Origin of the sequence: Pannonibacter sp., assembly GCF_051860505.1 — a bacterium.
Taxonomy (GTDB): Bacteria; Pseudomonadota; Alphaproteobacteria; order Rhizobiales; family Stappiaceae; genus Pannonibacter.
In genome coordinates this window covers 1-10,734 of the sequence record NZ_JBHYDX010000043.1, presented here as the reverse complement: position 1 = coordinate 10,734, position 10,734 = coordinate 1, and the positions used below count along the sequence as shown (strand labels likewise).

Here is a 10,734-nt window from a genome sequence, read left to right as displayed (position 1 = left end):
GAGGTCTACCGCCCGCTCTATCTCAACCAGGCCCCCCTGCTCTTCACCGCAAGGCGCACGTCGGAGCTGATCAAATACGCCGGCAACGCCTTCCTCGCCATGAAGATCACCTTCATCAACGAGATGGCGGACCTGTGCGAGCGCGTCGGCGCGGATGTGCAGGACGTGGCGCGCGGTATCGGCCTTGACGGCCGCATCGGCGCGAAGTTCCTGCATGCCGGCCCCGGCTATGGCGGCTCGTGCTTCCCGAAGGACACGCTGGCCCTCGTCAAGACCGCGCAGGACCATGACAGCCCGGTGCGCCTGATCGAGACGACGGTGGCGATCAACGACCAGCGCAAGCGCGCCATGGCGCGCAAGGTGGTGGCGGCCGTCGGCGGCGACCTGCGCGGCAAGACGATTGCCGTCCTCGGCCTCACCTTCAAGCCGAACACCGATGACATGCGCGAGGCCCCGTCGATCTCGATCATCCAGGCCTTGCTGGATGGCGGCGCCGGCGTGCGCGGCTATGACCCGGAAGGCATGGAAGCGGCAAAGGACCTGCTCGACACCGTCACCTACACCAAGGACGCCTATGACTGCGCCAGCGGCGCGGACGCCCTCGTCATCGTCACCGAATGGGACGCCTTCCGCGCCCTCGACTTCCCGCGCCTCAAGACCGTGATGAAAGCCCCGGTCCTCGTGGATCTGCGCAATGTTTACAATCCTGCGGAGATTGAACGCCAAGATTTTCAATTTGTAGGTATCGGACGAGGGAAAGCAAACTCGTAATGAATTTTACTGTTACCTATACTGTAGTCACGCTGATATCTGTGCTGCTGATGCTTATAATTGCAACAGCTGGAACTGAGTCCTTTCCGATCCTTGCGTTACCACCAAATGTCATAATGCTACTAATATTCTCTGGACCGATTGCATGGTGGGCAAGCCGGCGCATAGATACGTTCAGCCCAATCGTAATTCTATCAATGTTCTCTATCTCGTATTTTGTCCTTTCTCCGACATATCAGATTTGCTTTCGATACTTCCCGTATCTCAATTGGAGCGAAGCTTATAACGAATGGTATGTCGCATGGACATACATGCAGTTATTTTTTGTCTTCATTGTATTTGTATTCTACAAAATAACACCAGATATTAAACAAAAAAATGAAACATCATCCTCAAACAAAAAACAAATCGGTTTTCTTATTTTAATGACAACATTTTCTTTTAGCTTAAAGATTATAACGTTCCTTTATTTTGGGGGCATTGGTGGTTACATATCGGCCTATTCTGATCGCATAGCATCAGGAGTTGTTGCTAACAACCCTTTCGCAGGTCTCGGCCCACTGGTGTTAATTGGCGATATGTTTCCGATTTTTTTTGGCACTACTGTGATTGTCATCCTAAGCGAGTATGCATTTTTTAGAACCCGCTACGCGCTATTTGCGTTTTTAGCTATTATGTCAATAGTAAGCATTTTTGTCGTTGGTCTACGCGGCAGCCGTTCAACTGTGGCATTTGGACTAGCAGTTATTGCCTTAACATATCACTATTACGTACGACGGCTCTCGAAGGGCTCACTAGTTTGGGCGGCAATCGCTCTAGTAACGTTCATGAACTACTACCTTATATATAAATTCGGCGGAATTGACGCCGTTTTTTCTGAAACAATTCGTGACAGTGCATTCCAGGCAAGGCAGATCGACAATCCAATTGCATTTGTATTTGCAAGAGATTTTGGACGAATGGATATGCAAACGATCGCTCTGTCTCGGATGATTGCAGACGACTATCCGCTATCTCTGGGGCGCAGCATTCTAAGTGGCTTGTTATCTATTGTCCCAAGCGGACTGCTGCCATTTCGGCCCGAGACATTCATTCTCGAGAAAACAGAAATCATTTTCCCAAATCGTACATTTGATGCACGACTTGCTACCACTTTTGTTTTTGGCGGCTTTGGCGAACTGTTTGTAAACTTCGGTTTTGCTTCATTCTTCTTTGCAGCGCCAGCAGGCTACGCATTGCGCAAGCTGAATAGCGCAGCAGCATCAGCAAAACTCGGGCACTGGACTGCAATCATGGCTCCAGCCGCCTGCCTACTGCCGGTTGCCTTCATAATTTACGACAGCAATAGCATGATGTATTTCATTGTTCAATTCATATTACCCTCATGGCTATTGGCTAGTTACATACAAAGAAGAGATCGAAAGAAAGCAAAATTTGCTTGATCAAAAATCGAACGCGCGAGAACAATCATGGTTAAAAAGATACTGGTAATCCATGCATACTCGAGAAGAAACTCTGGAGACGGACTCCTAGTTGACGCCACCACTCGAATAATTCACGAGGCCTTTGGGGCAACTAGTGACATTCGCTATCTATGTATGGATGCAGATTCATTTTCTGATTTATCGAATAATATACAACTTGCCTCTACATCGACTAATTTTATCGAGAGGATTTCTGGATCGTTCAAATCAGTAATTCAGTATTTCACACATAAGCCGTTAATATTTCCCATCCCTGTTCATGACATTGATCTTATTGTCGCCGTGGGAGGCGGATATATGCGGTCAATATCCGCCTTTCAGTCGTTGAAAGCAATGATTGCACACGGAGCGCAACTGCGTTGTGCAGTTTCATCGAACCGCCCCACAGTATATCTCTCGCAAAGCGCTGGTCCTTTCCATTGCGTGTCGGGACGTCTTATGCGATCGGATCTTCAAAAAGTTAGCCTTTTGTGCCTTCGCGACGATCGCTCGATGGAACAAGTTGGCGGATCAAACTGTGTGCGAACGCCCGATTTAGCGGTCTTTGCAATAGCTCGTTCTATCGGCACTAGCACCGCACAAATGCGCACCGAGGACGTAATGTTCATCGGACGGAAACTAAATGGCTCATCGAGACGACAAAATTTCTATGAAATGAAATTGAAGTCATGCTTCCATCAAGTCGAAAACGCCTACCTCGCCGTCCAAAGCAAAGGTCGCGGCAACGACGATCCTGCATTTTATCGGGACGTATTCGGGGAGATACACGCACCGGACGTTCGGCATGTCCTTGAGTCCGACAAAAAGCCTGCGGCGTGTGTATCAGTTCGTTTACACGGTGCATTGGAGTCCATTTTACAAGGCGTGCCTACAGTTCACCTTTCGTATGAACGAAAGGGCTTTGGAGCATATCAGGACCTTGGAATCTCCGAGTTTGTGCACAATGTGTACGACTTTGACGTTGAAACAGTTGTACGCCAGATCTCACAGTTACGTGCCGATCCCGATTCATTCTGGCGAAAGATACAAAATAATAAGGGAATTCTGGAGGAAAAATACAGCGAGTTCATTTCGCGAATTCGGGAGATCGTTTAATCATGAACTTAATTGTTTTGATGGACGGGAGGTTTCGTTGGCACAACGACACTCCGTTATCTTCACACATGGGCTATGCTACATTTGGTTCACGTTTCGCAGCATCGTTTGAAAGCACGACAATACATGCTCGCGCTTACACCGGGTCATCTGTTGGATTACCAGTTACAGGCCCGGGCGTCTCATTTAACCGACTGCCGAGTTATAACGGTCTCATGCAGTTTGTTTTATTTTCGCCGATTATTATTTATAAAATTTTCCGACTTGCAGTCTCGCGCAATGCAATTCTCTTTTATCTACCTGGCACCCTTCCAATTATCTGTGCGATATTTCGTTTGATTTTTACAAAACATCCAATCTATGCATTGGTTGTCGCTGACCCCTACGATCAATTTTCGTCTCACTCTGGCTCTTCGATTGTATCCAGATTCGCGCGTTTAATTTTTACTAATTCACTTAAGTACATCCTAGCCAGGTCAAAATGTAGTATGTACGTTACAAAGACTTATCTCCAGTCAAAGTACCCCCCCTCACCAAACTCTGTTACGTTCGGGACTAGTGACGTATCCATTTCCGACGAATACTTTCATCCACAATCAAGGAACTACGACAGAGAGGACCTGTCCCCCCTACGCATGGTTTGTGTCGGCATGATGTCTCATAGTTATAAAGGGCACGCCTCAGTAATTGAAGCTGTCGCGTATATGAAAGAAAATTTAAACAAACAGGTTACGGTTACACTTGTCGGCGACGGCGTTCTGCGGTCGAAATTAGAGGAATTATGCAAAACATTGGGTGTCGAAGACCAAGTTTTCTTTGTCGGCGCTAGGAAGAGAGATCATGATTTAGAGGAGTATCTAGACGAGGCTCATCTTTTCATATTGCTATCGAAAGCGGAGGGACTTCCACGCGCAGTTGTTGAAGCTATGGCTCGCGCCCTACCCGTGGTGGCCACCGACGTTGGCGGCATGCGGGAGCTGATCGATCTGAGGTACTTGGTGCCGGTCGGTGATGTGGCTGCCGCAGGAGTACTTATCTCCAAGCTGACCAAACAAGAGCTTAACGAGATATCGCGCCAAAATGCCCAAACAGCTCGACAATATAGAAAGAAATTTATTGATAAAGATATCCGAGAATTCTATTCGTCCATCTCAGATTCTTGGGGGAATTATAAATGAAAATCTTACACGTCAGCGAGGCATTCGGAGGGGGAATTGTCACATCTATTAAGCAATTCGCCCGTGCAACTCCAGAATTAGAGCACCATTTGTTAATAAATGTACGCGAGCAGGATCGCATTGATACCAATTTATCGCATTTTTTTCGAACTATATATTCTTTACCGAGGTCAAAATGGCGCATTCCATTCTCTGTCACAAACAGATATAGGGAATTATCGCCAAATTTTGTTCATCTACATAGCAGTTTTGCTGGTGCGTTTGGGCGCTTGGCGCTAGTTCCCGGGGAGAAGATTGTGTATTCTCCACATGGGTTTTCATTTCATAGAACAAATGAAAGCAAGATCCGTCGATATATATACTTTCAGATTGAAAAGGCACTTTCTGTTCGAACATCACGATTTGTTGGCGTCTCTGAGGATGAAGTGCAACAAGGGCTAATCCTCAATCATAAAATGAAGGCATCATTCGTACCTAATGTTTCCCCGATGCGCACGCCAACCGTTAAACAGATTGCTCCTATTGGCAAATTACGCATAGTGCTAATAGGAAGAGTATGCGCACAGAAAGACCCATTTTTTTTAATTGAGTGTCTCAATGAGCTGGATCCATTGTCTAGGAGTTCGATTGAGGTTACTTGGGTTGGAGGCGGAGACCCAATCCTCTCGAGAGAATTGATGCGCGCAGGAGTCAAAGTCACCGGCTGGGTTTCCGAACAGGATGTCCTCAACCATCTCTCTGCAAGCGATGTTTATTTGCATACTGCCGCCTGGGAGGGGTTCCCAATGACTGTAGTAGAAGCCGCCGCCGCAGGGATACCGGTTCTTCTACGCTCGATCCCGGCGTTCAGTTGCCTAAGGCCATTCTACTCGGAGATGCCTGCAACACCACGACAAATGGCTGGATCAATAGAGAATATCTTAAATTCAACGATGTCAAAGTCGCCTGTTTTGGTATCAGAATTAATCCGGTCAATAATGACTGAAGAAAAGCAGTCTGAAGTCTTGCGCAATTTATATTCGACAGGTGCGACGTTATGATTAATATCAAAGGTATTTCAATCACAACTGCACTTGCAATCCATAATATTTCGTCGTTCTTATTCCAGTTTTTCTTAATTTTTGCCACTGCGAGATATTTTGGCTTGTCGGCTACCGGCCAAGCTTCCCTAGCCCTCACATTGGCAACGGCAATATGCTGCTTTTGCGTCTCTGACACAAAAAGCATATCTTTGATCGAAATTCAAAAGAACGGGAACTCTCGCAGAATATTTAAGTATCGTCTTTCTTCTTTTATTTTAATTTTCGCTACGATAATTTTCGTATCATCAATAATTCATTACGATTACAAATTGTTATTGACATACTGCCTGCTTAGATTTGCGCAATCCTTGGGCGATGAAACATACTCACACTATCAATACCTTAAAATGAAAAGAAGAATCGTATTCTCTAGCTTCCTTCGGCATTTTTTGTCTATTTTTGTATATATTTCATGCGCCGAGTCAGGATTCAGTTTTGTTAACACGAATATTTTTTGCATCATTGCTTTTTTTACACTCTCATTATTTGAATCTCTCTCGTTCAGGTATTTTGGCCAGCCGATGCACCTCAGTGACAACTCCAACATGCAACGCGATGAATTTCAGAGAATTTTTGTTTCGCTTGCGCTTTCCCAATTTGTTGGCCTTTTTCCACAATTTCTGTTGCGTTACTATATGAGCATTTTCGCATCCCTTGAGTTTGTTGGGCAATACTCAATACAGTACCAAGTTTTTATGGGGTTAACCCCTATTGTATCAGCACTCGGTCAATCTTCAATATCCAGAAAAAGTCATAGTTCGAAGGACTTTATTTTTCAAAGCTCGCAGATATTTGCTTTTTCAGCAGCATTCTGCATGGTTTCATTCTTTTTAATGCCTATTTTTTCTAATGGCATATCATTTTTTATGAATATTTTTTTCCTCCCTCCACTGGATTCATTGGTTCTCGGCTTTGCATGCAGTTTGCTTACCTGCAGCATATACTTTGGTTTTTACACATTAAAGATTAGCTCTTACAATGCACAATTGGTTAGCGGATCTATTTTTTTTGTATTAATCGCTGCTTTCGGTGCAATTTTCGGATTTTTATTTGGTGGCTTGGGTGTCCTGATTGCCGTTTTGCTAGCTTGCCTATGGCGTTCAGTTTATCTTTTGCTTGTAATTCTAAAAAAATTGAAAGGATAAAAATTTGCGCACACTCATCACCGGCGGTGCCGGCTATATCGGAAGCCATATGGCGCACTGCCTGGCCAGGGCGGGCGAGAGTGTGATCGTCCTCGACAATCTTTCAACTGGATATGGCTGGCTATTGCCGCCGAGTGCCGAGTTGATTGTAGGGGACGTGTCGGAAACAGCGCTTGTTGAGCGTGTCCTCGCGGAACACCAGATCACCGCCGTGATCCACTTTGCAGGATCGATCATCGTGCCGGAATCCGTGTCGGATCCCTTGAAGTACTACCGCAACAACACGGCCGCGTCGCGCAATCTCATCGAGGCTTGCGTCAAGGCCGGGGTCGACAAGTTCATTTTCTCGTCTACGGCTGCGGTTTACGGCGACCCTGTGAGCATCCCGGTTGAGGAGGATGCGCCACTTGCTCCCTTGTCGCCATATGGACTGTCAAAACTGATGACCGAGCAGATGCTGCGCGATGTCAGTGCAGCGCATGATTTCCGTTACACCGCGTTGCGGTACTTCAACGTGGCCGGGGCGGACCCTGAAGGTATGACAGGGCAATCGACGCCTGAGGCGACACATCTGATCAAGGTTGCCTGCCAGACCGCCTTGGGTCAGCGACCCGAGATGAAACTTTTCGGGGCAGACTACGACACGATCGACGGCACAGCGGTGCGTGACTACATCCACGTCAGCGATCTGGTCGAAGCGCACAGGTTGGCGCTGATACGGTTGCATGCTGGTAGGGCCAGCGCAGTCATGAACTGTGGCTATGGCGAGGGATTTTCTGTCCGCCAGGTCATCGAAACCGTCAAGCGCGTGTCTGGCGTTGACTTCACAGTCATTGAAGCGGAGCGACGTCCAGGAGATTCGCCCAAGGTTGTTGCCAGCAACGAAAGGGTCAGTACGGAACTCGGCTGGGTGCCCAAATACAATGATCTGGAGCTGATTGTGCGTCACGCACTTGAATGGGAACAGAAATTGATCGCGAGGCGAACAAACAATCTTTCGTGATTCATCTCACCGCATTGGTAAACCTGCCCTTTCCGCTCGCGCCCTTATTACGCCCCCCTTCCCGCCACAAAAACGCAGATCGATAAAATTGTATTTTCCCACTTAAACGGGCTGCAGGTGTTGGGCTGCTAGACCATTCCCAGGATGAGGGAAAGATCCGGGATGCAAGGCGGCAGGGGGTCGCGGCACCGGGATCAGACCCTGGACAACAGGGAGTGGAGTTATGAAGACCTCTTGATCGCAGCTGCCACCGGTGCCTTGATGCTGGCCAGTGGCCTTGCAACGGATGCCAATGCCGGCTGGTTCGGCAACACGCGCGCCCTCGGCGAGCCGGAGCTGTTCCAGCCCGAGGTCTCGCGCAGCCCGCAGACCTACAAGCCGCGCAACAACCGCGCGACATTCACCGCCACCCGCGCCCCGCGCGCCTATATGATCTTCTGCCTGCGCAATCCGGGCGAATGCAAGCCGGCGAAAAGCACTGACACTGTCGCCTACAGCCCGCAGCTCGTGGCCAAGCTGAACCGCGTCAACAACGAGGTCAACCGGTCGATCCGCTGGACCGCCGACCAGGGCGACGTCTGGCGCGTCGGCGGCCAGACCGGCGACTGCGAGGACTTCGCCCTGACCAAGCGCAGCAAGCTGATCAAGCTCGGCGTGCCGGCCGGCGCGCTGCGCATGGCGGTGGTCCGGACCTCGAAAGGCGAAGGCCATGCCGTCCTGGTGGTCAAGACCTCGAAGGGCGAACTCGTCCTCGACAACCTCAAGAAGACCATCGTCTCGCGTCAGCAGACCGACTATCGCTGGATCGCCATTGCCAGCTCCAACCCGGCGGCCTGGAAAAAGCTCTGATCCTTTTGCCAATAAACCCTGCCGATTGCCGCGTGCCGCGCCGAACCCGTTCGGGTTTGCGCGGCCCCGGCAATGCCTAAGCTCGCCGCGCCCTGCTTAGGCTGGGCAGGTCGGGGGCATCGGGACACTCCCCCGCCCGGCCTGTTCCCTGGACAAGGTTGCTGCCGGTGGGCCTATGACTATGTCCCTGCCAGTCCCCTTAGAGGGGGCAGAGCCGCCAGCTGGCGGTCACAGCACCGGTCGGTGGCAGGGGCAAGGGCCACCCGAGTGGTCCATTTCACATTCTGCTGCCGGCACCCGGCGCAATTTCCCTAACATCATTTCGTGCCTTCAAAAGGCACAGGATCGACTGACCCTTGCCGCCGTTTTCAGCGGTCGGACGCCTTGCGGATTGACAGTCGTTTCTGTCATGTTCCTGAGGGGCAAGACGGGTACAAGCCGTTCAATTGCTTGCCTCTTCGCACATGATATGACCTAGAGTGACAGCACAGCACCGTTGACGGAAAAGACAGCGGCAAGCTGGTTTTTGAGTTTTTTGTATCCAGGAGATTGAAGAAAATGGTCAGGCCAATCCGCAAGGCAATTCTGCCAGTTGCCGGTCTGGGAACACGGTTCTTGCCCGCCACCAAGGCGGTGCCGAAAGAAATGCTGACCATCGTCGACCGTCCGATCATCCAGCATGTGGTGGATGAAGCGCGCGAAGCGGGCATCGAGCACATTGTTTTCGTGACGGGCCGCAACAAGCAGGTCATCGAAGATCACTTCGACATGGCCTATGAGCTGGAAGACACCCTGCGCCGCCGCAACAAAATCGCTGCCCTCGAACTGCTGAACTCGATGCGCCCGCATGCCGGTGCCACCAGCTTCACGCGCCAGCAGGAGCCGCTCGGCCTTGGCCATGCCATCTGGTGCGCCCGCGACATCATCGGCGACGAGCCTTTTGCCATCCTGCTGCCGGACATGATCGTCAAGTCTGAGAAGAGCTGCCTTGCGCAGATGGTCGAGGTCTATAACCAGACGGGCGGCAACATCATCGCCGTCGAGGAAGTGCCGGAAGACCAGACGCATCAGTATGGCATCGTCAAGCTGGCCGATGGACCGCGCAAGGCCGCCATGCCGATCACCGGCATGGTCGAGAAGCCGGCCCCGGGCACCGCGCCGTCGAACCTGATGATCACCGGTCGCTACATCCTGCAGCCTGAAATCTTCGACCTTCTGTCGCGTCACGAAAAAGGCGCCGGTGGCGAGATCCAGCTCACCGACAGCATGATCAAGCTGATGGAAACCCAGTCCTTCACCTCGCTCGCCTTCGAGGGCCGGTCCTATGACTGCGGCTCGAAGATCGGCTTCCTCGCAGCCAACCTCGCCTTCGGTCTCGACCAGCCGGATCTGGCCGCCGACCTGCTGCCGATGCTGCAGGACGTGATCCGGGCCAAGACCGGCGCGTGAGGGCGCGGCGCTTGCCTTCGCAGAAGGCCGCATTCTAAACAGATCGGGCCGGGCCGGCACAACGGCCCGGCACAACTTTTGGCGCCTCAATGTGGACTGCCTTCGGGCACGCTTGCGATCACACTGCGGATGAAGCCCTCATCATTTCCGCCATGGCGCCTGGGCGATAGCGGGCCGCCATCTGCGCGGGCAGCTGGATGCACCGCTGTTGCGGTAGCCTCAGCCCGAAAGATGCTGCCTCAGACTGTCGACACCCCTGCAGCCTCCCCTTCGTCACCCTCGGCCCTGTGCCGAGAGTTTATATGAATCAATGACTTGCAGATGGCCGGGACAAGCCCGACCAGGATGCCCAAGATGAACACCTGCTTTGGCTTCAACCACAGCCCGTAAAAATTCACGCTCCGACTGCCAACAAGCCCCCTGTGGTCATCCCGAACGAGAGCGACGAGATGATCTGGGACCGCAGAGCCAGGGCCACTGCGGCAATCACTCATTGAAATATTGAGGCCTCGCCCTTCCGGTCCCGGCTCGGCGCTCCGCTGGGCCGGAATGACTTCGGTCTGGTCGGGGCTTGGTAACAAAAAAGCCCGCAGATTGCGGGCTCAGACTGCTGACAAACCCTCTATCGTCATCCCGGGCGCAGCGGAGCGGAGACCCGGGACCGGAGAGCCAAGGTCT

9 protein-coding genes are annotated in these 10,734 nt (G+C 51.1%); all 9 read left to right on the top strand.

Features of this window, described 5'->3' with window-relative positions; genetic code table 11:
• On the top strand, nucleotides 1-771 hold a 771-nt coding region (locus ACTIFE_RS20215), incomplete at its 5' end, for a UDP-glucose dehydrogenase family protein (protein ID WP_439530946.1).
• Nucleotides 772-1,082: 311 nt separating this feature from the next.
• Nucleotides 1,083-2,213: a hypothetical protein gene (locus ACTIFE_RS20210; protein ID WP_439530945.1), complete on the top strand. Its 1,131-nt coding sequence runs from the start codon at nucleotides 1,083-1,085 to the stop codon at nucleotides 2,211-2,213.
• A gap of 27 nt (nucleotides 2,214-2,240) precedes the next feature.
• The gene (locus ACTIFE_RS20205) at nucleotides 2,241-3,350 is read left to right on the top strand and encodes a polysaccharide pyruvyl transferase family protein (protein WP_439530944.1); all 1,110 of its coding nucleotides are present in this window, start codon (nucleotides 2,241-2,243) and stop codon (nucleotides 3,348-3,350) included.
• Between the two features lie 2 nt (nucleotides 3,351-3,352).
• Nucleotides 3,353-4,528 (top strand): glycosyltransferase, encoded by a 1,176-nt coding sequence (locus ACTIFE_RS20200; protein ID WP_439530943.1) that lies wholly within the window; start codon nucleotides 3,353-3,355, stop codon nucleotides 4,526-4,528.
• Nucleotides 4,525-5,568 (top strand): glycosyltransferase, encoded by a 1,044-nt coding sequence (locus ACTIFE_RS20195; protein ID WP_439530942.1) that lies wholly within the window; start codon nucleotides 4,525-4,527, stop codon nucleotides 5,566-5,568. The genes ACTIFE_RS20200 and ACTIFE_RS20195 overlap by 4 nt, the downstream gene beginning before the upstream one ends.
• Nucleotides 5,569-6,155: 587 nt before the next feature.
• Complete coding sequence (locus ACTIFE_RS20190) at nucleotides 6,156-6,755, top strand: hypothetical protein (protein ID WP_439530941.1); 600 nt, start codon at nucleotides 6,156-6,158, stop codon at nucleotides 6,753-6,755.
• Nucleotides 6,756-6,759: 4 nt separating this feature from the next.
• A complete protein-coding gene (gene galE, locus ACTIFE_RS20185; RefSeq protein ID WP_439530940.1) occupies nucleotides 6,760-7,758 on the top strand; it encodes a UDP-glucose 4-epimerase GalE in 999 nt (332 codons plus the stop codon).
• Between the two features lie 234 nt (nucleotides 7,759-7,992).
• Entirely contained in the window at nucleotides 7,993-8,607 is a 615-nt protein-coding gene (locus ACTIFE_RS20180) for a transglutaminase-like cysteine peptidase (protein ID WP_439530939.1), read from the top strand.
• Between the two features lie 558 nt (nucleotides 8,608-9,165).
• The gene (gene galU, locus ACTIFE_RS20175) at nucleotides 9,166-10,056 is read left to right on the top strand and encodes a UTP--glucose-1-phosphate uridylyltransferase GalU (RefSeq protein ID WP_439530938.1); all 891 of its coding nucleotides are present in this window, start codon (nucleotides 9,166-9,168) and stop codon (nucleotides 10,054-10,056) included.
• The last annotated feature ends 678 nt before the right edge of the window (nucleotides 10,057-10,734 follow it).